Raw genomic sequence first — 22,881 nt, 5'->3', positions numbered from 1 at the left:
TTGTCAGATGAGGTTGTTCGCAATGGTTTCGGTGTTGGCGCGCATCATCCCCAGATAGCTGTCGGCCTCTGTTCCGGGTTCGCTGAGCGACTCGCTGTAGAGCGTCACGACGTTGACCTGAACGCCGGAATGCTCGGCGAGTACCCGGGCCAGCCGGTCGGGTTGCGACGAGTCGACGAAGATGGCTCCAACCCCGGCTTCCCGGATCGCACCGGCCAGCGATTCCAGGTCGGAGGCGCTGGGCGAGGCCAGGGTCGTACCGCTCGGGATCACCGCACCGATCACCGTGAAACCGAACCGGTCGGCCAAATAGCCGAGCACGTGATGATTGGTGACGAGCTTGCGCCGCTCGGCGGGGATCGCGGCGAACCGGTCGGTCATGGTCTCCGACAGGCTGTTCAGGCGGTCCTGGTAGCTCGCCGCGTTGGCCGCGACCCTGGCCCCGTCGATGCCGGGGAGCCGCGCGATGCGATCCGCGATCGCGTCGACCGCACGGACCATGCGTTGTGGGTCGGTCCAGAAATGAGGGTCGGGCCCGCCGTGCTCGTCCTCGGAGAACCGCAACGGGTCGACGTGGTCGCCGACCGGCAAGGTGGGGACACCGTCGCCGGCTGCCGCGTCCACATTGCGTTGCATGGACTCTTCGAGCCCCAGCCCGTTGTAGATCACGAGGTCGGCCTCGGCCATCCGCGCGGCTTCCGCGGCCGAAAGGGCGTAGGAGTGCGGATCGGCGTTGGGTTTCATCATCACGTGCACGTCCGCGGTGTCGCCGACGACCTCTGATACGACGTCCCCGAGAATGGTTGTGGTGACGGCGATTTGCTGTCGCCCGCCTGCGGTGCCCGGACCGCCGCACGCGGCGAGCAGCAGCGCCAGGCACAGCAGGGCCCATGTCGACCGGCGGGTCACCGCCCGGTCTCCACCATGAAGCCGGGGGCGATGGAGGTCTTGAACGTGCGGGCCACCCGCAGGCCGTCCCGGTAATCGATCTCGTAGACCGCGCGGCCTTGCGCATCGTTGACGTATGCACGGTCGGCGTCGACCTCTACGACCGGCCGGCCGGTCCGTATCGGACCGCGCAGGAGCGGCACCGCGGCGGTCTGCCTGCCGTCGTTCGTGGCGAAGGCCCGCAATTGACCATCGGCCGTGAGGGCCAGCACCGTATCGGCCGATACGGAGTTCGCCGCGACCACGTCCGGTACGGCCACCCTCTTCCAGGAGCCGCGACGGCCGTCGAGCACCCAGACCGTGTCTTCGGCGACGCCCGTCAAAGTCGTACTGCCGTACCGGTATACGAGGGCACCGGGATACGGCGGTTCGCCTGGGAGGGGCATGGGTTCAGCAGTGAGGGCGCCCGCCCGTCTGACGATCCGCACGGCGCCGTCTGCACAACCGAACACCACGTCGCGCCCGACCGTGGAAACACCTGTCACTCCGGGGCACCGGCCCAGGTTCTGCGAAGTACCGATCTCGGTGACGGCACCGTCGCGGGTCACCACGACCACGCCCTCGCCGAGCGGTGCCGCCGCCGCGATGTCACGCAGTTCACCGAACCGATCGAACGGCTTGATTTGGTGTTCCCCCAGCGCTTTTCGATCCAGTACCGCAACGGTGCCGTCCTCGCGCTGCGCCGTGGCAAGGTCGCGTTGGCCGTGCGCGGCAGCGAACCGGCCGTCGACCCGCCCTGCGACCGCGGGAGGTTCGACGTAGTAGTGCGAGTGGTCACCGTGGTCGAAGGTCCACGATCCCGCGTCGACGACGGCGAGCGCATCATCGCCGCGGAGATAGGCGAAGCGTCCGTCACCGCTGACGCCGTGCGTCGGCCCGAGTTCGCCCAGCCGCGTCTCGGTCTCCTCACCGGCGTCGAAGACCACAGTTGCGCCGGTCTCGGGTTCGACGAGCACCAACCGGGTCACCGGCTCGGAGCTCTCCTGCGCGTCGATGCCGGTGTCGTCGCCGGCCGCCGATGTGGTGGGGGTGGCCGGCTTCTCGTCGGCCGAGCAGCCGGCCAAAAGTACTACGGCGCACACGAATCCGACGACGATCCTCATGCGGCGACCCGCCGAACCGCCACGGAGGCCACCGCGGAGCAGAAGAACAGCGCAACCGCCACGGCCGCGATGGTCGCGCCTCCCGCGGTGGCGGCATGCCACGACACGAGCAGCCCGATCCACACCGATGCCACGCCGAGGGCGGCAGCCAGCGCCATGATGCGCCCGATCGAGTGGGCCCACAGCGTGGCTGCCGCGGGCGGCGCCACCAACAGACCCAAGACCAGCAGCGTGCCGACCACATGGAAGGACGCGACGATCGCGACGGCGATCAGCACGGTCAGCGCGATACCCGCCGCGCGCGGATTGAGCCCCAACGTGGCCGCTTTCCGAATGTCGAACGTGGCCGCCACGAAGGCCCGTCGGCCCGCGAACGCCACCGCGGCGATGACCGCGAGCGCCGCCGCGAGCACCGCGATGTCACCGGACCGCACACCGAGCACATCACCGAACAGGAACGCCGTGAGATCGACCGCGTAACTGCTCGAATGGGACACCACGATGACGCCGACCGCGAGCATGCCGACCAGCAGCAGACCGATGCTGGTGTCGGACGAGAACCGCACCGACCGGCTGAGCGCCGCAACGCCGTAAGCCATCGCGAGCGCGGCGATCAGCGCACCGACGAGCAGGTTGCCACCGAGAGCCGACGCCGCGGCGACGCCCGGCAGCATGCCGTGCGACATCGCGTCGCCGAGAAAGACCGAACCCCGCAACACGACCCACGTGCCGACGATCGCGCACATCAGTGCCACGACCGACCCCGCGACGGCCCCGCGGACCACGACCTCCGACCCGAACGGGGCACCCAGCCAATTCACAGCTAGACTCTTATCATCAATGACAATCATTTTCAACAAGGAGTCGTCCGTGCCCGCGATCCGGCTGAACCGAATCACGTTCGGCTACCACCGAAGTCAGGTCTTCACCGATCTGACCATCGAGTTCGCCGGGTCGGCCGGCACGGCGGTCACCGGCCCCAACGGCTGCGGCAAGTCCACCCTGCTGGGACTGATCGCGGGATTGCTCCGACCACAACACGGCACGGTCGACGTCGACGGCGTCGACAACATCGCCCTGGCCGTGCAACGCGACCAGGTCGAACAGACGTTTCCCATCACGGTCGGCGAAGCGGTGGCCATGGGCCGTTGGCGCCGCCTCGGGCTGCTCCGCCGCCCGGCGCGCAGCGATCGCGACATCGTCGACTACTGGATCACCGAACTCGGCCTCGACGGACTCCGCAGGCGTCGCCTCGCAGATCTGTCCGGCGGCCAACGGCAACGCACGCTGCTGGCGCAGGCCTTCGCCCAACAGGCCCCGATCCTGCTGCTCGACGAGCCCACCGCCGGGCTCGACGCGGACAGCGCGGAAACCGTGTACCGGCAGCTGCGCCGTCTCGCGGCCGCGGGAACCACGATCGTGGCCGCGACCCACGATGCCGACGCCCACACCCGCTTCGACCACCACTGCAACCTGGCCGACCTGGCCGGAGAATCGACGGCGATAGGCTCGTCATGTGCCTCACCATGCGTTCAGCCAGCCCGAACGGCAGGCCGTCTACCGGGCCATCGCCGAACGTCGTGACATGCGCAGATTCGTCCCGGGCAGCTCCGTTCCCGACGACGTCGTCGCGCGTCTGCTCCACGCCGCACACGCCGCGCCCAGCGTCGGCCTCATGCAACCGTGGCGCTTCATCCACATCACCTCCGACGCCCTCCGCGCCAAGATCCACGCGCTCGTCGACGAGGAACGCAGCCACACCGCCGACGCCCTCGGCTCGCGCGGCGACGAGTTCCTGGCGCTCAAGGTCGAAGGCATCCTCGACTGTGCCGAGCTGTTCGTGGTCGCACTGGGCGACGGCCGTGAGCGCCACGTGTTCGGACGCCGGACCCTGCCACACATGGACCTGGCGTCGGTATCGTGTGCGATCCAGAACATGTGGTTGGCCGCACGCGCGGAAGGCCTTGGCATGGGCTGGGTTTCGATATTCGAGCCACTGCCGCTGGCCCAGCTGCTGAACATGCCGGAAGGCGCCGAACCGGTGGCCATCCTGTGCCTCGGGCCGGTTCCGGAGTTTCCGGACCGGCCAGTGCTGGAGATCGAGCACTGGACCGCCGCGCGGCCGCTGCCCGAATTCGTGTCCGAGAACGGCTGGCCGGACTGATGCCGGCCACCGTGGATCTCAACGCCGACCTGGGCGAGAGCTTTTCGGTGTGGCAGCTCGGCGACGACGAGGCCATGCTAGGTGTCGTCACGAGCGCCAATGTGGCCTGCGGCTTCCACGCCGGGGATCCTGCGTTACTGCTCGACACGTGCCGCGTCGCGGCGGACCGGGGAGTACGCGTCGGCGCACAGGTCAGCTACCGGGATCTGCCGGGCTTCGGCAGACGGTTCATCGACGTCGCGCCCGACGAACTGACGGCCGAGATCATCTACCAGATCGGTGCGCTGCAGGCCATCGCCCGGGCGGCAGGCACTTCGGTGAGCTACGTCAAACCCCATGGCGCGCTGTACAACGCGATCGTCACCCACACCGAGCAGGCCCGAGCCGTCGCGGCCGCCGTGCATGCCGTCGATGCCCGCCTACCGGTGCTGGGGCTGGCCGGCTCCGCGTTCTTCAGCGAGGCGCAACGCCTCGGGCTGCGCACAGTGCCCGAGGCATTCGCCGACCGGGCCTACCGCCCCGACGGCACCCTGGTGTCCCGGCGCGAACCGGGCGCGGTGCTGCACGATCCGTCGGCGATCGCCGACCGGGTCGCGACGATGGTGACGTCGGGTCGGGTGACCGCGGTCGACGGCAGCACCATCCCGATCACGGTGGAATCGATCTGCGTGCACGGTGATTCACCCGGAGCGGTACAGATCGCCACCACGGTTCGGGAGCGTCTGCTCGCAGAGGGGATCGATCTCTCTGCGTTCAGCTAGTCGAGCTCGTAGCGGATCAGCCGCGCGCTGTTGGCGACCACCGCGACCGACGATGCGTTGTGCAGCACGGCCGCAAGCACGGGAGACAGCGCACCGCCCGCGCCCACCGCGAGCCCTATCGCGTTGACCGCGATGGACATCGCATAGTTCTGCTGGATCACGTCGACCGCGCGCCCGCCAAGGGCCCGCACGTCGAGCAGCCGCCGCAGATCGTCACTGGCGAGCGCGACATCGGCGGTCTCGACCGCGACGTCGGTGCCGCCCAGGCCCATCGCGATGCCGATGTCGGCGGCCGCCAGCGCGGGCGCGTCGTTCACGCCGTCCCCGACCACCGCGACCGTGTGCCCGTCGGCCTGCAGATCCCGGACCACCGCGAGCTTGTCCTCGGGCATGACCTCGGCGCGCCATTCGGCGATGCCGAGTTCTTCGGCGACGGCCGCCGCGGCGTCGGGATGGTCACCGGTGAGCATCACCACGCGCCGAACCCCGTTGGCGCTCAGTGCCTTGAGCACCTCAACTGCCTCGGGCCTGACCTCGTCCCGCAGGCTGATCAGGCCGACGAGCTTCTTGTCGACCGCCAGCAACAGCGGGGTCTCGGCGCGTCTGCGGAGTTTGTCGACCCATTCATCGGCCCGTTTGGTGACCCGGACATTTTCCTGCTGCAGCAGCGAGGGACTGCCAAGCAACAGCGTGCGACCGTCAGCCCGCGTCCGCATGCCCAACCCGACGAGAACCTCGCATTCCTCGTGCGGGGGTATCTCGATGTGCCGTTCCTGCGTGGACCGGATCACCGCCTCGGCGAGCGGATGGCGCGCGTGGATCTCCGAGCTGGCCGCGTAGGCCAGCACTTGCGCGGGCTCCCAATCCTTATGGAAGGAAACGACATTGGTGACGATCGGCCGGCCGAGGGTGAGCGTGCCGGTCTTGTCGAAGACGACCGCGTCGACGCGGCCGGCTTGCTCCAGGTGCGAGCCACCCTTGATCAGGATGCCGCGCCGCGCACCGTTGCCGATCGCGGCGCTGATGGCCGTGGGAGTCGCCAACCCGACGGCGCACGGGCAGGCGACCAGCAGCATGGTCATGGCGCGGCGGACATCCCCGGTCGCCACCAGCGTGACCGCCGACAACAGGAACGAGGCAGGCACGAAGCGTCGCGAAAAGTTCTCTCCGACGGTCTGAATGGGTGCGCGGTGCTGTTGCGCCTCCTCGACCCGGCTGACGATCCTGCCGATCGTGGTGTGCCGCCCCACCGCCTCGGCCGTGACGACCAACCGGCCACGCACGACGACCGAACCCGCGTAGACCTTGCTGCCCGGCACCACCGCCACGGGCAGGTTCTCACCGGTGATCGCCGACTGGTCGACGATCGCTTCACCGTCGCTGACCACGCCGTCGACCGCGAGCGCGACCTGTTCGTGCACCACGACCCGGTCGCCGATCCGGACACCGTCGACGGCGACCTCGACCTCGGTTCCGTCGGGCAATTGCAACCACACGGTGTCCTGGGTGCCCTGGAGCAGGTTCGCGATCGCCCGGCGGGTGCGTCGCAACGTCAGATCCTGCAGGTACTCACCGATGTTGAGCAGCCACAGCACGGTCAGCGCCACCACGTTCTCGCGCAACACCAGGCTGGCCACCGTGGCCGCCGACACCAGCACGTCGGTGCCCGCGGTGCGGTTGCCGGTGAGGGTTCGCAGCGCACCACGCAGGAACGGATAGCCCGTGACGATCGTCGCCCCGGTCGCGAAAGTGCGGCTCGTCGGCCCCAGCAAGGCCGGTCTCGCGAACACGTAACGGCGAATTCCCAACAGCGCCAACGCGACTGCACCGATCGCCATCCGGACGATCTCGGCGTTGTGAATGTCGGCCGAACGGGGTGTGCGGACCGGGACCAGACTTCGCGCGATGTCTGCGGCCTGCGTTATGGCCGTGCGCACCGCATCGCGGTCACAGCGTTTCGGGGAGTACCACACCACCACCGATGCGGTCCGCGGGTACGCGTGCACGGCACGAACACCGGCGACCTGATCCACGGCGTCCTCGATCGCGACCGCGCGAACTGCGTCGCCCCGCAGCCACGGCGCATGCAGCCGCATGCGCCCGGCAGCGTCGGACACCACCTCCAGGGCTGTCACGACGCTCAGTGATCGTGCGGGTGGCCGGAGTCGGCCACCGCGGGCGGCGGCACTTCCTCACCGATGCGCTCGCGCGCCTCGGCCATCACGTCGGCCACTTTGAGCCGCGCGGCCTCCGCGCCCACCTCGGCTTTGCGCGCGCCACGCAATGCCCAGCTGGTCGTGGTGACCGCAGCTTCCCGAACCGGGACTTTCGCGGCCACCTTGCGCAGACCCTCATACGCCGCGACCCCGACCGCACCGGTCACCACTGTCGTCGCCGCCTTCGCCAGCACCCCATGCCACACCATCGGCCCAGCGTAGCCCGCGAGAAAATGATTGTCATTTGCAGGCGGTGGCACCGGCCGATTCACAACCAGGCCTGGCATCATGGCCGCCGTGGCGGTGACACCGGCGATTACGCGATGGCGGCCGACCTCGATGCAGGTGCTGGTGCTCGGGGTCGTGGCACTGGCCCTCGCCGGCAGTCCGCTGCGAGATTTCGTGATCCACACCCCGGACGTCGCGACGGCCGCCACGGTGTTCTGCGGCGTCTTCGTCCAGGCGCTGCCGTTCCTGGCGCTCGGCGTGGTGATCAGTGGGCTGATCGCGGTTTTCGTCACACCGCAGCGGCTGGCCCGCTGGCTGCCGCGGCGCACCGGCGTGGCCATCCTGGCCGCCGGCGTCGGCGGTGCCGCCCTGCCCGGCTGTGAGTGCGGCTCGGTTCCGGTGGCGCGCAGGCTTTTCGGCGACGGCGCAGCGGGTGCGGCCGCGCTGACCTTCATGCTGGCCGCACCCGCCATCAACCCCGTGGTGCTGGTCGCGACGGCCGTGGCGTTTCCCGGCCATCCGGAGATGGTGGCCGCTCGCTGCGCGGCGTCGCTGCTCACCGCGGTCATCATGGGTGCGGCGTGGGCTCGGTTCGGCCGCGGTGAATGGATCAGCCGGCGGCTGCCGCAACCGCATGACGGCGCCGGTTCCCGCTGGGCCGTGTTCACCGAGGCCGCCCGCCACGACTTTCTGACCGCGTGCTCCTACCTGGTGGTCGGCGCCGTCGCCGCGGCGGCCCTGCATGTCCTGGTGCCGGCCTGGGTGTACGAACACCTTGCGGGCCAACTGATCCTGGGCGTGCTGACCATGGCGGTGCTCGCGGTGGTGCTGGCACTGTGCTCGGAGGCCGACGCGTTCGTCGCGGCAAGCCTCACCATGCTGCCGCTGCTGCCCCGGCTGGTTTTCCTGGTCGTCGGGCCTGCCGTCGACATCAAGCTCTTCGCCATGCAGGCCGGAATGTTCGGGCGCGCGTTCGCACTTCGGTTCGCACCCGCGACGTTCGTGGTGGCCACGCTGGCCGCGACCGGCGTGGGACTCATCCTGCTGGGGCCGCGATGAGCCGCGAGACCGAGAACGCGATGCTGTTGCTGATCGGTGTCAGCACCGCGCTCATCGCGCTGACCGGCAGCTACACGCGCTACGTCAAGCCGGCGCTGCTGCCCTACCTGATCGCGACGGCCGTGCTGCTCATAGCGCTGGCGCTGGCGGCCATCGTGCGCGACATCCGCCGGGGCAGCGCAGAAGACCATGCCGACCATCACCACCGGAGCGGCACCGCGTGGCTGCTGATCATCCCGATTGCGTTGCTGGCGTTCGTCGTTCCGCCGTCGATCCGACCGGATGCGGCATCGGTGACCGAGGTGTCCACCGATGTGCTGCGCAGGCCGTTCCCACCGCTGCCCGACGGTGCCGCACCCGAAGTGTCGCTGCCCGACGTGCTGATCCGGGTCGCACAGGACACCGCGGGCACGCTCGACAACCGCACCATCACCGTCACGGGATTCACCATGCGTGACGGCGACCGCACCGACCTGGCGCGCGTCGTGATCATCTGTTGCGCGGCCGACGCCCAGCTCGCCCGGATCCGGCTTTCCGGTCCCGCGACCGCCGAGATGTCCGGTCTGCCCGACAACACCTGGCTGAAGGTGGAGGGCACGGTCCCTGCCGGGCAGGGTGATTCGAGCGGCCGGACCATCCCGACCATGACGGTGTCGCGCGTGACCCGCACCGATCCTCCGGCGCGTCCGTACGCCTACTGACACCCGCTCAGCGGGGCCCTGCCACCGGCAGCAGTGCCATCTCCCGCGCGTTCTTGATCGCGGCGGCGACCTGGCGCTGCTGTTGCGGTGTCAGACCCGTCACCCGGCGTGACCGGATCTTGCCGCGCTCGCTGATGAACGTCCGTAACAACTGCACGTCCTTGTAGTCGACGCGGGTGACGCCGAGCGCGGCGAGCTGGTTGCGCCGCGGCTTCTTGAGTTCGGTTGCGGGCGGCCGCTTCTTGGGATTCTTCTTCGTCATCACCAGCTCGACTTCCGCACGCCGGGCAGCTCACCGCGATGTGCCAGCTCGCGTACCCGCACACGGGACAGGCCGAATTTGCGCAGGTGCCCGCGGGGCCGGCCGTCGACCGCATCGCGGTTGCGCAGCCGCACCGGACTGGAGTCACGCGGCAGGCGTTGCAGCGCCGAGACGGCCGCGGCCCGCTGCTCACGCGAGCTCGCAGGGTTGCGGATCGTCTCCTTGAGCGCGGCACGGCGTTCGGCGTAGCGCTCCACCAACTCGCGGCGCTGCTCGTTCTTGACGATCTTGGATCGCTTGGCCATCAGCGCTCCTCGCGGAAGTCGACGTGCTTGCGGATCACCGGGTCGTACTTGCGCAGCACGATCCGGTCGGGGTCGTTGCGGCGGTTCTTGCGGGTGACGTACGTGTAACCGGTTCCCGCCGTGGACCGCAGCTTGACAATCGGCCGAATATCGGTGCGCGCCATCAGATTTTCTCTCCGCTGCTACGCAGCCTGGCGACCACGGCCTCGATGCCGTCACGGTCGATCACCTTGATGCCCTTGGCACTGACCCGCAGGCGGATCCGGCGGTCCTCCGAGGGCAGGTAGTAGGTCTTGGTCTGGATGTTCGGGTTCCAGCGTCTGCGACTTCGCCGGTGCGAATGCGACACGGTGTTGCCGAACCCGGGCTTGCGCCCGGTGACTTGGCAGTGGGCCGACATGCGTCTCCTTCGTCTGAGGTAACCTGACTTAATCATAATGATAATCGTTTTCACTAATCGATGGGAGGCGAGGTGCGAACCCCTGTTGTGCTGGTCGCGGGCCAGGGCGATACCGATGGCGTCGTCCGCGAGCTGAGCCGCAATCCGGGCACGGTGCTGGTGCGGCACACCTTCGACGGCCAGGTCGTGGTGCGAACGGTCGGCACGGCGTCAGGAACGTCGGACTGGCCGCTGGAGCTCGCGCACGGCTGCGTGTCGTGCACCGTGCGGGACGACCTGCTCGTGCTGCTGCGCCGCCTGCACCGGCGCACCGACGTCCAGCGCATCGTCGTGCAGCTGATGGACTGGCTCGAACCGGAACCGGTGTGCTGGGCCATCGAGAACATCCGCGTCTGCGTCGGCCCCGGTTACATCGACGGGCCCGCGTCGCGCGATGTCCGCATCGACGGCGTGGTCAGCTGCATCGACACCGCGTCGTGGGTTCAGCAGGCCACCGGCGACGACGAACTCGACGACGGACGCACCGTGGCGCAGGTCGTGGTCGGCCAAGCCGAGTTCGCGGACGTGCTGGTCCTCACCGAACCCAAGACCACGACCCTGGCGGTGTTGCGCAGGCTCGCACCACGAGCCCGCATCACGGTCGGACCCGATCGCGTCGAGTTGGCGCTGGCCCACCTCGAGCCCGACAGCCCCAGGGGCCGCGCGTTCGCGCCGCACGATCCGCTGCTGGCCGGCGAACCGCCGCTGGAGCGCGACGGCGAGGTCGCGATCGTCGAGTTCACCGCGCGGCGGCCCTTCCACCCGGTGCGCCTGCACGCCGCGCTGGATCTGCTGCTCGACGGTGTGGTGCGCACGCGGGGCCGGGCCTGGCTGGCCAACCGGCCCGACGAGGTCATGTTCATCGAATCGGCAGGCGGCGGGCTGCGGTTCAGTAATGCCGGAAGATGGCTGGCGGCAATGGATTCCAGCGAGCGCGCGTATGCCGACCCGCAGCGGCTGGCGCTGGCTGCCGTCGGTTGGGACGACCAGTTCGGGGACCGGCACGTATCGCTGACCGTGCTCGTCTGCGGCGGGCATCCCGACGACATCACCGACGCACTGCGCGGCGCGCTGCTCACCGACGGCGAGATGCGGGCGGACTGGAGCCGCTACCCCGACCCGTTCGGGGACTGGCACGAGGAGCCATGCGAAGACCCCGCCGACGAGACCGCCAACCCCGGCCGACACAAAGGAGAGAACTCATGAAACCCGGTATCCACCCCGACTACCACCCGGTGGTCTTCCAGGACGCCGCGACCGGAACCCGGTTCCTCACCCGGTCGACCGCGACGAGCAGTCGCACGATCGACTGGCCGACCGCTGACGGCGTCGAGACCTACCCGCTGATCGTGGTCGATGTGAGCTCCGATTCGCACCCGTTCTGGACCGGGTCGGCACGCCACATCGATTCGGCCGGCCAGGTGGAGAAGTTCCGGCGCCGCTACGGATAGGCACGGTCCTAGGGTGGGGGCCATGCGGCTCAAACCCGGCAGGCCCGACCTGGCCGACTACGACCGGTTCTTCGACGCCCCGCCGGCCACACCCGAATCCGCGGTACGGGTCACGTGGGCCGGCGTCACGACCCTGCTGATCGACGACGGCAGGTCGGCGGTGATGACCGACGGCTTCTTCTCCCGACCGAACCTGCTGAGCGTCGGCCTGCGCAAGCTGGCACCGTCGGCGCCCCGCATCGCCGGGTGCCTGGCGCGGCTCGGCGTCGACCGGCTCGACGCCGTGCTGCCGGTCCACACGCATTTCGACCACGCGATGGACTCCGCCGTGGTGGCCGAGCACACCGGGGCACGCCTGGTCGGAGGAACGTCCGCCGCCCAGATCGGTGCCGGGCAGGGGCTGGCGCCCGACCGCGTCGTCACCGTAACCCCAGGTGAACCGGTACGTCTCGGCGGCTACGACGTCACCCTGTTCTCGTCCGAGCACTGCCCGCCCGACCGGTTCCCCGGCACGATCACCGCGCCGGTCGTGCCACCCGTCAAGGCCTCGGCCTACAAGTGCGGCGAGGCCTGGTCGACGTTCCTCCGCCACCGCGACAGCGACAGCAGGCTGCTGATCGTGGGCAGTGCGGGGGCGGTGCCGGGCGCGCTCGCGGGTCAGCAGGCCGACGTGGTTTACCTCGGCGTCGGGCAGCTCGGATTGCAGTCCGAGGAGTACTTCGAGAGCTACTGGGCCGAGACGGTCCGTGCGGTCGGCGCGCGCCGCGTGGTGCTCATCCATTGGGACGACTTCTTCCGGCCGCTGGACAAGCCGTTGCGCGCGTTGCCGTATGCCGGTGACGATCTCGATGTGTCGATGCGGACGCTGACCCGGCTGGCCGAGCGTGACGGCGTGTGCCTGCACCTGCCGACGCTGTGGGAACCGTCCGATCCGTGGGTCAGCTGATGCGACGGTATGGCTGCGGCAACGGCATGCCGAGTTCCGCCAGCACAGCCCGCAGCCGGGTCGGGTAATCGGTGATCAGGCCGTCGACCCCGTCGGCGATCAATGCCCGCATGGCGGCCGGATCGTTGACGGTCCACGGCGTCACCGTGAGGTCCAGCGCGTGGGCCCGGTCCACGAATCCCCGGTCCACCAATTGATACTGAGGTGAGAGCACTGTGGCTCCCACGGACCTGGCACCCGCGATCGGATCGCTCACGACGGCCGGGTTGACGCCGCCGAGCCACGGGGAATCGGGTATCCAGGTGGTGTCGTCCCACAGCGCCACCCGCGGGATCGACGGCTCGGCCTGGCGCACCAGCGGCAGTGTGCGCCAGTCGAAACTCTGGATGTCCACCTTGTCGACCTTGTTCGCGGCCCGGACCGCGGACAGGATGACATCGACGAATTCCTCGGGCGTAGCCGATGTTTCGGGCTTGTCGGCCTCGATCTTGGTCTCGATGTTGTATCGCACATCGGCGCCGTAGGCGTCGGTCAGCTCGAAAACCTCGGGCAGCACGGCGATCTTGTTGTTGCGCACCACCTCAGCGTCGGGAAAACCGCTGAGCAACTTGCCGCAGTCCAGCGTACGGATCTGTTCGAGGGTGAGATCGTGCACGAGTTTCCCGACGTAGGGATACATCGGGTCACCCGGGAACGCCGGCGCGGTGTCGGCGCACTTGGCCTCGTCGATCCGTGGGTCGTGCCACACCAAAGGTTGGCGGTCCTTGGTGAGCACGATGTCGAGCTCGAGCGTGCTGACCCCGAGTTCGAGGGACTTCGCGAAGGCCCGCAACGACTCCTCGGTGGTCTCGCCGCGGCCGCCGCGGTGGGACTGCAGGTCGAATCCGGTGGGTGCCGCGGCAGCGGGCGGCACCGCTTGGAAGGCCGCAGCCAGCGCGAAGAGCAGGATGATCGGAGCAGCCAGACGCATGGTGAACCACGTTATCCAGCAGGCACGGGTACGGTCATGACCGCACGGGCCGACCGCCCGAATAGTCATCGAATGTTCGACCGGCCGAAAGGATCTACGCCTTGATTTTGGCCGTCGTGCTGCTGGCTGTCGTGTTGGTGTTCGCGCTCGCGCGGCCCGAAGGCTGGCCCGAGGCCGTCGCGGCCGTTCCCGCGGCCGGACTGCTGATCGCGTTCGACGTGATCTCGGCCGACGAGGCCCTCGCCGAGGTGAACCGGCTGCTGCCGGTGGTCGGGTTTCTCGCGGCTGTGCTGGTCCTTGCGCACCTGTGTGACGATGAAGGCCTGTTCCACGCCGCGGGCACCCTGATGGCACGCGCGAGCCGCGGCGATCCGCGCCGACTGCTCACTCGCGTGTTTCTGATCGGCGCCACCACGACCGCGGTGCTGAGCCTCGACGCGACGGTCGTGCTGCTCACGCCGGTGGTGCTGGCGACGGCCCGCACGCTGTCGATCACGCCGCGTCCGCACGCGTACGCCACCGCGCACCTGGCGAACACCGCGTCGCTGGTCTTCCCGGTTTCCAACCTGACGAATCTCCTGGCCTTCGCGGTGGCCGGGCTGTCCTTCACCCAGTTCAGCGCGATCATGGCGGTGCCGTGGCTCGCGGGTATCGCGGTCGAATTCGTATTGCTGCGTTTGCTCTTTCGCCGTGAGTTGAGCCGACCGGCCGCCGACGTCACTCCCCCGCCGCCCGAGATCCCGGTGTTCGTGCTCGTGGTCCTGGGTTTGACGCTGGCGGGTTTCGCCGTCACGTCGGTGTTCGATGTGTCCCCCGCCTGGGCCGCGCTGGCCGGTGCGCTCGTGCTCGGCGTGCGCAGCCTTGCCCAGCGGCGCAGCACACTGACCGGTATCGCGCGGGCGGTCAACGCGCCGTTCCTGGCGTTCGTGCTGTGCCTGGGCGTCGTCGTGGATGCCGTGGTGCACAACGGTCTGGGCGACATCATGCGCGGGCTGCTTCCGGCCGGCGACTCGCTGCCAGCGCTGCTGGGTTTCGCGGCGGTGGCCGCCGTGCTGGCCAACCTGGTCAACAATCTGCCCGCGGTGCTGGTGCTGCTGCCGCTGGTGGCGGCGTCCGGCCCCGGCGCGGTGCTGGCCGTGCTGATCGGGGTCAACGTGGGGCCGAACCTGAGCTACCTCGGCTCACTGTCGAACCTGCTGTGGCGCAATGTGGTTCATCGCTACGACGTGCCTGCGCGGTTCACCGAGTTCAGCCGGGTGGGGCTCGTGACGACGCCGCTGACCGTGGTCGTCTGCGTGGTCGCGCTGTGGGTGGGCCTTCGAATCTTCGGCGGCTAGGACACCGTTAACTTGCCGGTGCCACACCGTTCGCATTGACCCGGTAGCACGGCAGGGTGACCGACAACGCCGGGGTGAGTAGACGAACACTGCTGCTCGTGGGCGGCACCACCGCGATCCTCGGGGCCGGCGCGGGAGCGGTGGCCGACGGCCAGCTCCGCTCGTCCGGACCGGAGCTGTGGCAGCGTGACGACCGCAGCGGCGCGCCCCGCGTCAGCGGTCTGCACCTGCAGTACGGCGCGGATGCGTCGTCGGAAGTCGTGGTGTCGTGGCACACCGTGGTCGGCGTCGGCAATCCGCGGGTCATGTTCGGCACGCCCGGCGACGGCTTCGGTGACACCGTCGCCGCCGAAACGGTGACGTACCGCGACGCCCAGTCGAACACCGAGATCCGCGTGCACCACGCCCGGCTCACGGGCCTGCTGCCCGACACCGAGTATGTCTACGCCGCGGTGCACGACGGCGCGAGTCCTGAGCTCGGCACGGCACGCACGGCGCCGCGAGGGCGGGCCCACCTGCGGTTCACCAGCTTTGGCGACCAGTCCACACCGACGCTCGACGCCATGGTGGCCCAGGCCTTCGGCAGCGACAGCCTGGGTTCGCCCGCCGCGGGCGACATCACGACCGCGGTCGAGAACGTGCGGCCGCTGTTCAACCTGGTCAACGGCGACCTGTGCTACGCCAACCTGTCCGGCGACCGGGTCCGAACCTGGTCGAACTGGTTCGAGAACAACTCGCGGTCGGCGCGGCACCGTCCCTGGATGCCCGCGGCGGGCAACCACGAGAACGAACTGGGCAACGGCCCGATCGGCTACGGCGCCTACCAGACCTACTTCGCGTTGCCAGATTCCGGCGCAGACGACGAACTGCGCGGCGTGTGGTACGCGTTCACCGCGGGCGCCGTACGGGTGATCAGCCTCAACAACGACGACGTGTGCTATCAGGACGGCGGCAACTCATACGTGCACGGTTACTCGGGCGGCGCTCAGAAGCGTTGGTTGGAAAAGGAATTGGAGCGCACGAGCGCCGACGCCGACATCGACTGGATCGTGGTCTGCATGCACCAGACCGCGGTGTCGACCGCCGACCGCACCAACGGCGCGGACCTCGGTATCCGGGAGAACTGGCTGCCGCTGTTCGACCGCTACGGCGTCGACCTCGTGGTGTGCGGCCACGAGCATCACTACGAACGCTCACACCCGATCCGCGGTGTGCTGCCCACCGACACGCTGACCCCCATCCCCGTCGAAGACGGGCGCGGCACAGTGCATCTGGTGATCGGCGGCGGGGGTACCTCGATCCCGTCGAACCGCATGTTCTTCCCCGAACCGCGCTGCCGGGTGCTCACCGGCGTCGGCGCGCCCGACCCGGCGTTGCGCAAACGCACGCCACGCTACGTCACCGAAGCGGCACCGTGGTCGGCGTTCCGCGACGTGGAGCACGCCTACGGATTCGTGATGTTCGACGTCGACCCGGGCTCGGCGGGCGGTGAAACCTCAATTGAGGCAACCTATTTCGCAGTCGACGGGCCGTTCGGTCAGACCACTCCGGTGGACCGCTTCACGTTGCGCAAGCCGCGCCGGCCCAGTTGATCCTGCCGCGACGGCTCTCGGCACTCGCACTTCTGCGCCATGGCCGCAGAATGAATCAGCCGCGACGCTGGCGGGCGACCTCGGCGAGCACCACACCCGCGGCCACCGACGCGTTGAGCGATTCGGTGGGCCCGGCCATGGGGATCGAAACCACGGCGTCGCAGTTCTCGCGCACCAGGCGGGACAGGCCCTTGCCCTCGGAGCCGACCACGACCACGATGGGCCCCGTCGCGTCGAGCTCGTCGAGTTCGGTGTCCCCGCCCGCATCGAGGCCCACCACCGTCAGGCCCGCATCAGCCCAGCTCTTGAGCGTCCGGTTGAGGTTCGTCGCGCGCGCGACCCGCAACCGCGCCGCCGCGCCGGCACTCGTGCGCCACGCCACCGCGGTCACGGATGCCGAGCGGCGCTGCGGGATCACCACCCCGTGCCCGCCGAACGCGGCCGTCGACCGCACGATCGCACCGAGGTTGCGCGGATCGGAGATGTTGTCGAGCGCCACCAGCAGCGCCGGGGCGCCGTCGGCCTTGGCCGCCGCGAGCAGATCGTCGGGGTGGGCATACACGTACGGCGGCACCTGCAAGGCCAGGCCCTGGTGCAGCGCGTTCGAACTCATGCGGTCGAGATCGGTGCGCGGCACCTCGAGGATCGAGATGCCCCGGTCCGCGGCGATCTGAACGGATTCGGTGACCCGCTCGTCGGCCTCGGTGCCGAGCGCGACGTACAGCGCGGTGGCGGGAACCTTGGCGCGCAAGCACTCCAGCACAGGGTTGCGGCCGAGCACCAACTCGGTCTCGTCGGTCTTGCGGCCCGCGCGCTGCTTCTGGGCCTTGGCGGCGGCCCTGGCCTTTTTGGCCGCCGGATGGTTGGGCCGCATGTGGGCCGGCGGGGTGGCGCCACGGCCTTCGAGCCCGCGCCTGCGTACGCCGCCCGAGCCGACGGTCGGTCCCTTCTTGGTCCCGGCCTTGCGGACTGCGCCGCGGCGCTGCGAATTGCCTGCCATTACTGCTGCTTTCCGTCTCCGTCGAGCAACGCCCACTGCGGTCCGTCGGCCGTGTCGGTGACCTCGATGCCGGCCTCCTTGAGCCGGTCGCGGATGGCGTCGGCGGCTGCCCAGTCACGATTCTCCCGCGCCTCGGCGCGGCTCGCGAGTGCCCACTGCACCAGGACATCGACGGCCGCCAGCGCGGCCGAGGCCTCGTCACGCGACTCCCAGCGCTCGTTGAGCGGGTCGCACCCGAGGATGTCCATCATCGCGCGGATGGCGCTCGCCTGCGCCATCGCTCCGTCGTGGTCGCCCGCGTCGAGCGCGCGGTTGCCCTCGGCGCGCGCGGCGTGCACCTCGGCGAGCGCAATCGGCACCGAGAGATCGTCGTCGAGAGCCGCGGCGAACTTCGGCGTCCACTGCCCGATCTCGACCGCACCGACCCGGTTGCGCACGCGGTGCAGGAAGTCCTCGATGCCGCTGTAGGCCTTGACCGCGTCCTGCAGGGCCGTCTCGGAGAACTCCAGCATCGACCGGTAGTGCGCGCTGCCCAGGTAGTACCGGAGCTCGGCGGCGCGAACCCGTCGCAGCACAGCCGGGATCGACAGCACGTTGCCCAGCGACTTGCTCATCTTCTCGCCGCCCATGGTGACCCAGCCGTTGTGCAGCCAGTACCGCGCGAAGCCGTCTCCCGCGGCGTGAGCCTGGGCGATCTCGTTCTCGTGGTGCGGGAAGACCAGATCCATGCCGCCCGCGTGGATGTCGAAAGTCTCACCGAGATAGGCCTCGCACATCGCGACGCATTCGGTGTGCCAGCCGGGACGCCCCCGGCCCCACGGCGTCGGCCACGACGGCTCGCCAGGTTTCGCGCCCTTCCACAGCGTGAAGTCCCGCGGGTCGCGCTTGCCGGTGGCGGCGCCCTCACCCTGGTGCACGTCGTCGATCTTGTGCCCGGACAGCTGGCCGTATTCGGGCAGGCTCAACACGTCGAAGTACACGTCGCCGTCGGCGGCATACGCGTGGCCCTTGTCGATGAGCCGGTCGATGAGCTCGACCATCTGGGTGATGTGTCCGGTGGCGCGCGGCTCGGCCGACGGCGGCAGCACCCCCAGCGCGTCGTAGGCGGCGCTGAACGCCCGCTCGTAGGTGGCGGCCCACTCCCACCACGGCCTGCCCGCGTCGGCGGCCTTGTTGAGGATCTTGTCGTCGATGTCGGTGACGTTGCGGATGAACGCGACGTCGTAGCCGTTGGCCGTCAGCCACCGCCGCAGCACGTCGAACGCGACACCGCTGCGGACGTGACCGATATGCGGAAGCCCCTGGACCGTTGCGCCGCACAGGTAGATCGAGGCATGCCCGGGCTGCAGCGGCACGAAATCACGTACGGCACCCGCCATGGTGTCGTAAAGCCGCATCACAACTTTTGCTCCTCGCGTGCGCAACCGGGCTGTCCGGCCACGACGCGCCAGCTTACCGGCCCTATTCGGCTGGAATTACCAAAGCCGTGGCAATCGCGGCCAAACCCTCGCCACGGCCGGTCAGCCCGAGGCCGTCGGTCGTGGTCGCAGAAACCGAAACAGGCGCGCCGACGAGCTCGGTGAGCAGGCCCTGCGCCTCGTCGCGGCGGGGCCCGACCTTGGGCCGGTTGCCGATCACCTGAACCGTGGCATTGCCGATCGCAAACCCGGCCGCCTGCACGAGCTCCCGGACGTGCCGCAGCATTTCGGCGCCTGTGACGCCACGCCATTCGGGGCGGTCGGTGCCGAACACGGCGCCCAGATCGCCGAGGCCCGCCGCGCTCAGCAGGGCGTCGCACAGCGCGTGGGCCGCGACGTCGCCGTCGGAATGCCCGGCGCAGCCGTCAGCGCCCTCGAAAAGCAGCCCCAGCAGCCAGCAGGGGCGCCCGGCCTCGATCGGGTGGACATCGGTGCCCACACCGACGCGTGGGATCGTCACGCGCCACGCGCCAGGACGGCTTCTGCCAACAGGAGATCCATCGCGGTGGTGATCTTGAACGCCATCGGGTCGCCTGCCACGATCTGCACGGGAGTGCCCATCTGCTCGACAAGCGACGCGTCGTCGGTGGCGACCCCAGCGCCGGCGCGCTGGTAGGCCCGGCGCAGCACGTCGGCGTGGAAACCCTGGGGCGTCTGGACGGCGCGCAGCCCCGCCCGCTCGGGCGTGCCGAGCACCGCACCGTTGGCGTCGACGGCCTTTATGGTGTCGGTAAGCGCGAGCCCGGGTACCACTGCGGCATGCCCGGATTGCAAGGCCTGAACCACGCGCACGATCAGATCCGGCGGCGTCAGCGCCCGCGCGGCATCGTGCACCAGGACGAATTCTGCGTCACCGGCCGCCGCGAGGGCCAACCCGACCGACTCGGTCCGGTCGGCGCCGCCCGCGACGATCTCGGCGGCGTCGCCGAACAGCAGCTTGGCCTCATCGGTGAGGGTCGGTGGCACCGCCACCACGACCCTGTCGATCACCCCTGACGCGCGCAGCCCGGCAAGGGCATGCGCCAGCAGGGGCTTGTCCCCCAGATTGACGAAAGCTTTCGGCCGTCCCGCACCGAGCCGTTCACCAGAGCCCGCGGCCGGGACGACCGCAACCGTTGCCACAGCGCGTCAGGACGCGGCGGCCAGCACCTCGTCGAGGATGGTCTCGGCCTTGGCGTCGTCGGTGTTCTCCGCGAGCGCCAGCTCGCCGACGAGGATCTGCCGAGCCTTGGCCAGCATGCGCTTCTCACCGGCGGACAGCCCGCGCTCCTGGTCCCGGCGCCACAGGTCACGAACGACCTCGGCAACCTTGTTCACGTCACCGGAGGCCAGCTTCTCCAAGTTGGCCTTGTAGCGGCGCGACCAGTTGGTCGGCTCTTCCGTGTGGGGAGCGCGCAGCACCTGGAACACCTTGTCGAGACCTTCCTGGCCTACGACGTCGCGAACACCGACATACTCAGCATTCTCAGCGGGTACTCGTACGGTCAGATCCCCCTGGGCGACCTTGAGGACGAGATATTCCTTCTGCTCGCCTTTGATGGTTCGGGTTTCGATCGCCTCGATCAACGCAGCACCGTGATGTGGATAGACGACGGTGTCTCCGACCTTAAAAATCATCTGATTCGAGCCCCTTTCGCTACTCCATGCTAACACGGGCCCAGATCACACGCGCACCAACTGCGCTGGTCAGGGGCACTGCAGGTGAAGAGTAGGGGTTGACAGAGTGACGAAACCGTGCCACACCCAGGCGTTTGCCCAGCCCGTAATGCACGGGCGCGCAAACTGTCTCGCGGGCCTGATCGAACAGTTGTGAACCCTCGCGGTTCCGCCCGCACCCGCCACCTACTACTGTGCATAGTCGAAGTACGGCGACCCAGTTCAGGAGGCTTGAGTGAACCGCTTCACATTGCGCGCCTCGGTCGGTCTGGCCGCATGCGGCCTGGCTGCCGCTGCCCTCACCGGGTGTGGTGCGGGGCAGGTCTCCCAGACAGCAACCCAGGAGCCCGCGGTCAACGGCACCAACGCGCAGGCCGGCCAGGTCTCGCTGCGCAACGTGCACCTGCGCGCGCCGCAGCAGAAGGACTACGTCGAGCCGGGCAGCACGGTCGAGTTGCTGTTCGTCGCGGTCAACGGTTCTTCGGAAGCCGACAACAAGCTCACGTCGATCACGTCGGACGTCGGCCAGGTGACCCTGAGCGGCGACAGCACCGTCCCCGCCAACGGGGTGCTGCTGGTCGGTGAGCCCGACGGCCAGATCGCTTCGGTCGAGCACGCCGAGAAGGCCGATGCCATCACGGCCGAGGTCACGCTGAGCAAGCCGATCACCAACGGCATCACCTACGACTTCACGTTCAACTTCGAGAACGGCAAGACCACGGTCGCGGTGCCGATCTCGGCGGGCAACGAGCCGCGCCGCGACAAGACCGGCGAGGGCGAAGAAGCCGCCGAGGGCGACACGGGCGGGCACCACTAGTCCCTGACCGGGATTTGTCGGCGCCGGCCGATACTGTCAGTGCGTGGCCGGTTCGAAAGTACGTTCGCAATACCGCTGTTCGGAGTGTCTGCATGTCACCCCGAAATGGGTTGGGCGGTGCTCGAATTGCGGCACCTGGGGCACGGTCGACGAGGTGACCGTGCTGGCCTCGGTCGGCAGCGCCGCGCGGCGTTCGGTGGCCCCCAATTCGCCTGCGGTACCCATCACGTCGATCGATCCGGGCACCACACGCCATTACCCGACGGGCGTCAGCGAGTTGGACCGCGTTCTGGGCGGCGGGCTGGTCGCGGGCTCGGTCACGCTGCTCGCGGGTGATCCCGGCGTCGGCAAGTCGACCCTGCTGCTCGAGGTGGCCAGCCGCTGGGCCCACAACGGCAAGCGCGCGCTGTACCTGTCCGGCGAGGAATCGGCCGGGCAGATCCGGTTGCGGGCCGAGCGCACGCGCTGCACACACGACGAGGTTTACCTGGCGGGCGAATCCGACCTGCAGACCGCGATCGGTCACATCGACGCGGTGCGCCCCAGCCTGGTCGTGGTGGACTCCGTGCAGACTATGTCGACCACCGAGGCCGACGGCGTGACGGGCGGCGTGACCCAGGTCCGCGCGGTGACCACGGCCCTGACGTCCTACGCCAAATCCGCGACGGGTGACCCGGCCGTCGCGATGATCCTGGTCGGCCACGTCACCAAGGACGGCGCCATCGCCGGCCCCCGCTCGCTGGAACACCTCGTCGACGTGGTGCTGCACTTCGAAGGCGATCGCGCGTCGGCGCTGCGCATGGTGCGCGGGGTCAAGAACCGGTTCGGCGCGGCCGACGAGGTCGGGTGTTTCCAGTTGCACGACAACGGGATCGAGTGTGTGAGCGATCCGTCGGGGCTGTTCCTGGACCAGCGCACCGCACCGGTGCCCGGGACCGCGATAACGGTGACGCTCGACGGCAAGCGGCCCATGATCGGCGAGGTGCAGGCGCTGGTCGCGTCCACCGATGCCCCGCCGCGGCGCGCCGTGAGCGGCATCGACTCGGCCCGTGCGTCGATGATCGGCGCGGTCCTGCAGACCATCGGCGGGCTGCCGGTCAACAAGAGCGACGTGTATCTGTCCACGGTCGGCGGCATGCGGTTGACCGACTCGTCGGCAGACCTGGCCGTCGCCGCGGCGCTCGCGTCGGCATTCCTGGACCTGGCGTTGCCCATGACCGCGGTGGCCATCGGCGAGGTGGGCCTCGCGGGCGATCTGCGCCGCGTCACGGGCTTGGACCGCAGGCTCGCCGAGGCCGCGCGGCTCGGCTTCACGCACGCCGTGGTGCCGCCGGGAGTGGTCACCAAGCCGGCCGGAATGCGGGTGATCCAGGCCGACAACATCAGAACCGCGTTGCGAGCGCTGCGGGAGATCGGCAACGATTGCGACAACAACGGCCGACCCTAGG

At 69.2% G+C, this 22,881-nt stretch carries 27 protein-coding genes; 12 read left to right on the top strand and 15 right to left on the bottom strand.

The genetic code is table 11. From position 1 onward, the window contains the following. Window positions 1-3 precede the first annotated feature (3 nt). From aztC to aztB, 3 genes are read right to left on the bottom strand one after another with little or no spacing between them, the layout of a single operon-like run. The gene (aztC, locus tag G6N67_RS16575) at window positions 4-909 is read right to left on the bottom strand and encodes a zinc ABC transporter substrate-binding protein AztC (RefSeq protein ID WP_036432149.1); all 906 of its coding nucleotides are present in this window, start codon (window positions 907-909) and stop codon (window positions 4-6) included. Beyond that, window positions 906-2,051 carry a PQQ-binding-like beta-propeller repeat protein gene (locus G6N67_RS16570; RefSeq protein ID WP_036432146.1) on the bottom strand — a complete coding sequence of 382 codons (1,146 nt, stop codon included), beginning with the start codon at window positions 2,049-2,051 and terminating at the stop codon, window positions 906-908. The genes aztC and G6N67_RS16570 overlap by 4 nt, the downstream gene beginning before the upstream one ends. After that, window positions 2,048-2,872, bottom strand: coding sequence for a zinc ABC transporter permease AztB (aztB, locus tag G6N67_RS16565; protein ID WP_036432144.1), 825 nt, complete (start codon window positions 2,870-2,872; stop codon window positions 2,048-2,050). The genes G6N67_RS16570 and aztB overlap by 4 nt, the downstream gene beginning before the upstream one ends. Window positions 2,873-2,891: 19 nt before the next feature. On the opposite strand from aztB, the gene aztA reads away from it, so the two are divergent. The 3 genes from aztA to G6N67_RS16550 are packed head-to-tail and all read left to right on the top strand — an operon-like array spanning window position 2,892 to window position 4,976. Next, window positions 2,892-3,635, top strand: coding sequence for a zinc ABC transporter ATP-binding protein AztA (gene aztA / locus G6N67_RS16560; protein ID WP_230021541.1), 744 nt, complete (start codon window positions 2,892-2,894; stop codon window positions 3,633-3,635). Further along, a complete protein-coding gene (gene bluB / locus G6N67_RS16555; protein WP_036432143.1) occupies window positions 3,568-4,215 on the top strand; it encodes a 5,6-dimethylbenzimidazole synthase in 648 nt (215 codons plus the stop codon). Before aztA ends, bluB begins: the two co-directional genes overlap by 68 nt. Continuing rightward, window positions 4,215-4,976 (top strand): LamB/YcsF family protein, encoded by a 762-nt coding sequence (locus G6N67_RS16550; protein ID WP_036432140.1) that lies wholly within the window; start codon window positions 4,215-4,217, stop codon window positions 4,974-4,976. The genes bluB and G6N67_RS16550 overlap by 1 nt, the downstream gene beginning before the upstream one ends. On the opposite strand, the gene G6N67_RS16545 is transcribed toward G6N67_RS16550, so the two are convergent. Together G6N67_RS16545 and G6N67_RS16540 are read right to left on the bottom strand one after the other, a co-directional pair. Next, on the bottom strand, window positions 4,973-7,072 hold the full coding sequence (locus G6N67_RS16545; RefSeq protein WP_051578907.1) for a heavy metal translocating P-type ATPase: 2,100 nt from the start codon (window positions 7,070-7,072) through the stop codon (window positions 4,973-4,975). The genes G6N67_RS16550 and G6N67_RS16545 overlap by 4 nt on opposite strands. A 44-nt stretch (window positions 7,073-7,116) precedes the next feature. Continuing rightward, window positions 7,117-7,401 carry a DUF1490 family protein gene (locus tag G6N67_RS16540; protein ID WP_036432138.1) on the bottom strand — a complete coding sequence of 95 codons (285 nt, stop codon included), beginning with the start codon at window positions 7,399-7,401 and terminating at the stop codon, window positions 7,117-7,119. Window positions 7,402-7,480: 79 nt separating this feature from the next. Here G6N67_RS16540 and G6N67_RS16535 point away from each other — a divergent pair, with 79 nt between their 5' ends. Both G6N67_RS16535 and G6N67_RS16530 read left to right on the top strand, forming a co-directional pair. Continuing rightward, window positions 7,481-8,479, top strand: coding sequence for a permease (locus tag G6N67_RS16535; RefSeq protein ID WP_036432136.1), 999 nt, complete (start codon window positions 7,481-7,483; stop codon window positions 8,477-8,479). Then, on the top strand, window positions 8,476-9,180 hold the full coding sequence (locus G6N67_RS16530) for a TIGR03943 family putative permease subunit (RefSeq protein WP_036432134.1): 705 nt from the start codon (window positions 8,476-8,478) through the stop codon (window positions 9,178-9,180). The genes G6N67_RS16535 and G6N67_RS16530 overlap by 4 nt, the downstream gene beginning before the upstream one ends. 7 nt (window positions 9,181-9,187) lie before the next feature. Here G6N67_RS16530 and rpsR read toward each other — a convergent pair whose 3' ends face one another. The 4 genes from rpsR to rpmB are packed head-to-tail and all read right to left on the bottom strand — an operon-like array spanning window position 9,188 to window position 10,147. Further along, complete coding sequence (gene rpsR, locus G6N67_RS16525) at window positions 9,188-9,442, bottom strand: 30S ribosomal protein S18 (protein WP_036432132.1); 255 nt, start codon at window positions 9,440-9,442, stop codon at window positions 9,188-9,190. Continuing rightward, window positions 9,442-9,747, bottom strand: a complete 306-nt coding sequence (rpsN, locus tag G6N67_RS16520; protein ID WP_036432130.1) for a 30S ribosomal protein S14 — start codon at window positions 9,745-9,747, stop codon at window positions 9,442-9,444. Before rpsN ends, rpsR begins: the two co-directional genes overlap by 1 nt. Further along, window positions 9,747-9,911 (bottom strand): 50S ribosomal protein L33, encoded by a 165-nt coding sequence (gene rpmG / locus G6N67_RS16515; protein WP_036432128.1) that lies wholly within the window; start codon window positions 9,909-9,911, stop codon window positions 9,747-9,749. The genes rpsN and rpmG overlap by 1 nt, the downstream gene beginning before the upstream one ends. Then, a complete protein-coding gene (rpmB, locus tag G6N67_RS16510) occupies window positions 9,911-10,147 on the bottom strand; it encodes a 50S ribosomal protein L28 (RefSeq protein WP_036432126.1) in 237 nt (78 codons plus the stop codon). The genes rpmG and rpmB overlap by 1 nt, the downstream gene beginning before the upstream one ends. 72 nt (window positions 10,148-10,219) lie before the next feature. Here rpmB and mrf point away from each other — a divergent pair, with 72 nt between their 5' ends. From mrf to G6N67_RS16495, 3 genes are read left to right on the top strand one after another with little or no spacing between them, the layout of a single operon-like run. Further along, a complete protein-coding gene (gene mrf, locus G6N67_RS16505) occupies window positions 10,220-11,392 on the top strand; it encodes a ribosome hibernation factor-recruiting GTPase MRF (RefSeq protein ID WP_036435368.1) in 1,173 nt (390 codons plus the stop codon). Further along, the gene (locus G6N67_RS16500; protein ID WP_036432123.1) at window positions 11,389-11,637 is read left to right on the top strand and encodes a type B 50S ribosomal protein L31; all 249 of its coding nucleotides are present in this window, start codon (window positions 11,389-11,391) and stop codon (window positions 11,635-11,637) included. The genes mrf and G6N67_RS16500 overlap by 4 nt, the downstream gene beginning before the upstream one ends. A gap of 22 nt (window positions 11,638-11,659) precedes the next feature. Beyond that, a complete protein-coding gene (locus G6N67_RS16495; RefSeq protein ID WP_036432121.1) occupies window positions 11,660-12,583 on the top strand; it encodes an MBL fold metallo-hydrolase in 924 nt (307 codons plus the stop codon). On the opposite strand, the gene G6N67_RS16490 is transcribed toward G6N67_RS16495, so the two are convergent. Next, the gene (locus G6N67_RS16490; protein ID WP_036432118.1) at window positions 12,576-13,553 is read right to left on the bottom strand and encodes a glycerophosphodiester phosphodiesterase; all 978 of its coding nucleotides are present in this window, start codon (window positions 13,551-13,553) and stop codon (window positions 12,576-12,578) included. The two genes, G6N67_RS16495 and G6N67_RS16490, sit on opposite strands and share 8 nt — an antisense overlap. Before the next feature lie 101 nt (window positions 13,554-13,654). On the opposite strand from G6N67_RS16490, the gene G6N67_RS16485 reads away from it, so the two are divergent. Then, entirely contained in the window at window positions 13,655-14,890 is a 1,236-nt protein-coding gene (locus G6N67_RS16485) for an SLC13 family permease (protein WP_036432116.1), read from the top strand. 56 nt (window positions 14,891-14,946) lie between these two features. Next, window positions 14,947-16,482 carry a purple acid phosphatase family protein gene (locus G6N67_RS16480; RefSeq protein ID WP_036432114.1) on the top strand — a complete coding sequence of 512 codons (1,536 nt, stop codon included), beginning with the start codon at window positions 14,947-14,949 and terminating at the stop codon, window positions 16,480-16,482. Between the two features lie 55 nt (window positions 16,483-16,537). On the opposite strand, the gene rlmB is transcribed toward G6N67_RS16480, so the two are convergent. The 5 genes from rlmB to carD all read right to left on the bottom strand — a co-directional run bounded on the left by rlmB (window position 16,538) and on the right by carD (window position 20,577). Beyond that, window positions 16,538-17,482 carry a 23S rRNA (guanosine(2251)-2'-O)-methyltransferase RlmB gene (gene rlmB / locus G6N67_RS16475; RefSeq protein ID WP_036432111.1) on the bottom strand — a complete coding sequence of 315 codons (945 nt, stop codon included), beginning with the start codon at window positions 17,480-17,482 and terminating at the stop codon, window positions 16,538-16,540. Next, window positions 17,482-18,879, bottom strand: coding sequence for a cysteine--tRNA ligase (gene cysS / locus G6N67_RS16470; RefSeq protein ID WP_036432108.1), 1,398 nt, complete (start codon window positions 18,877-18,879; stop codon window positions 17,482-17,484). The genes rlmB and cysS overlap by 1 nt, the downstream gene beginning before the upstream one ends. Before the next feature lie 64 nt (window positions 18,880-18,943). Next, window positions 18,944-19,420 carry a 2-C-methyl-D-erythritol 2,4-cyclodiphosphate synthase gene (gene ispF, locus G6N67_RS16465; protein ID WP_036432106.1) on the bottom strand — a complete coding sequence of 159 codons (477 nt, stop codon included), beginning with the start codon at window positions 19,418-19,420 and terminating at the stop codon, window positions 18,944-18,946. Continuing rightward, a complete protein-coding gene (ispD, locus tag G6N67_RS16460) occupies window positions 19,417-20,082 on the bottom strand; it encodes a 2-C-methyl-D-erythritol 4-phosphate cytidylyltransferase (protein WP_036432104.1) in 666 nt (221 codons plus the stop codon). Before ispD ends, ispF begins: the two co-directional genes overlap by 4 nt. Window positions 20,083-20,088: 6 nt before the next feature. After that, window positions 20,089-20,577: an RNA polymerase-binding transcription factor CarD gene (carD, locus tag G6N67_RS16455; protein WP_003921720.1), complete on the bottom strand. Its 489-nt coding sequence runs from the start codon at window positions 20,575-20,577 to the stop codon at window positions 20,089-20,091. 274 nt (window positions 20,578-20,851) lie between these two features. On the opposite strand from carD, the gene G6N67_RS16450 reads away from it, so the two are divergent. Both G6N67_RS16450 and radA read left to right on the top strand, forming a co-directional pair. Then, on the top strand, window positions 20,852-21,433 hold the full coding sequence (locus G6N67_RS16450) for a copper chaperone PCu(A)C domain-containing protein (protein WP_036432100.1): 582 nt from the start codon (window positions 20,852-20,854) through the stop codon (window positions 21,431-21,433). A 43-nt stretch (window positions 21,434-21,476) separates the two neighbouring features. Beyond that, window positions 21,477-22,880 carry a DNA repair protein RadA gene (gene radA / locus G6N67_RS16445; RefSeq protein ID WP_036432098.1) on the top strand — a complete coding sequence of 468 codons (1,404 nt, stop codon included), beginning with the start codon at window positions 21,477-21,479 and terminating at the stop codon, window positions 22,878-22,880. Window position 22,881 lies beyond the last annotated feature (1 nt).

The sequence above is a fragment of the Mycolicibacterium mageritense genome (assembly GCF_010727475.1).
Classification (GTDB): Bacteria; Actinomycetota; Actinomycetes; order Mycobacteriales; family Mycobacteriaceae; genus Mycobacterium; species Mycobacterium mageritense.
The sequence above is the reverse complement of the archived record's forward strand: the minus strand, read 5'-3'. Positions and strand labels throughout refer to the sequence as shown.

Excerpts from the sequence above, each read along its gene's own strand:
- rpmG (WP_036432128.1), bottom strand. The coding sequence starts at position 9,911 with ATGGCGCGCACCGATATTCGGCCGATTGTCAAGCTGCGGTCCACGGCG.
- G6N67_RS16495 (WP_036432121.1), top strand. The coding sequence starts at position 11,660 with ATGCGGCTCAAACCCGGCAGGCCCGACCTGGCCGACTACGACCGGTTC.
- carD (WP_003921720.1), bottom strand. The coding sequence starts at position 20,577 with ATGATTTTTAAGGTCGGAGACACCGTCGTCTATCCACATCACGGTGCT.
- G6N67_RS16535 (WP_036432136.1), top strand. The coding sequence starts at position 7,481 with ATGGCCGCCGTGGCGGTGACACCGGCGATTACGCGATGGCGGCCGACC.
- G6N67_RS16540 (WP_036432138.1), bottom strand. The coding sequence starts at position 7,401 with ATGGTGTGGCATGGGGTGCTGGCGAAGGCGGCGACGACAGTGGTGACC.
- G6N67_RS16490 (WP_036432118.1), bottom strand. The coding sequence starts at position 13,553 with ATGCGTCTGGCTGCTCCGATCATCCTGCTCTTCGCGCTGGCTGCGGCC.
- rpsN (WP_036432130.1), bottom strand. The coding sequence starts at position 9,747 with ATGGCCAAGCGATCCAAGATCGTCAAGAACGAGCAGCGCCGCGAGTTG.
- G6N67_RS16550 (WP_036432140.1), top strand. The coding sequence starts at position 4,215 with ATGCCGGCCACCGTGGATCTCAACGCCGACCTGGGCGAGAGCTTTTCG.
- rpmB (WP_036432126.1), bottom strand. The coding sequence starts at position 10,147 with ATGTCGGCCCACTGCCAAGTCACCGGGCGCAAGCCCGGGTTCGGCAAC.
- G6N67_RS16570 (WP_036432146.1), bottom strand. The coding sequence starts at position 2,051 with ATGAGGATCGTCGTCGGATTCGTGTGCGCCGTAGTACTTTTGGCCGGC.
- cysS (WP_036432108.1), bottom strand. The coding sequence starts at position 18,879 with ATGCGGCTTTACGACACCATGGCGGGTGCCGTACGTGATTTCGTGCCG.
- G6N67_RS16530 (WP_036432134.1), top strand. The coding sequence starts at position 8,476 with ATGAGCCGCGAGACCGAGAACGCGATGCTGTTGCTGATCGGTGTCAGC.
- rlmB (WP_036432111.1), bottom strand. The coding sequence starts at position 17,482 with ATGGCAGGCAATTCGCAGCGCCGCGGCGCAGTCCGCAAGGCCGGGACC.
- G6N67_RS16500 (WP_036432123.1), top strand. The coding sequence starts at position 11,389 with ATGAAACCCGGTATCCACCCCGACTACCACCCGGTGGTCTTCCAGGAC.
- G6N67_RS16545 (WP_051578907.1), bottom strand. The coding sequence starts at position 7,072 with ATGCGGCTGCATGCGCCGTGGCTGCGGGGCGACGCAGTTCGCGCGGTC.
- rpsR (WP_036432132.1), bottom strand. The coding sequence starts at position 9,442 with ATGACGAAGAAGAATCCCAAGAAGCGGCCGCCCGCAACCGAACTCAAG.
- aztA (WP_230021541.1), top strand. The coding sequence starts at position 2,892 with ATGACAATCATTTTCAACAAGGAGTCGTCCGTGCCCGCGATCCGGCTG.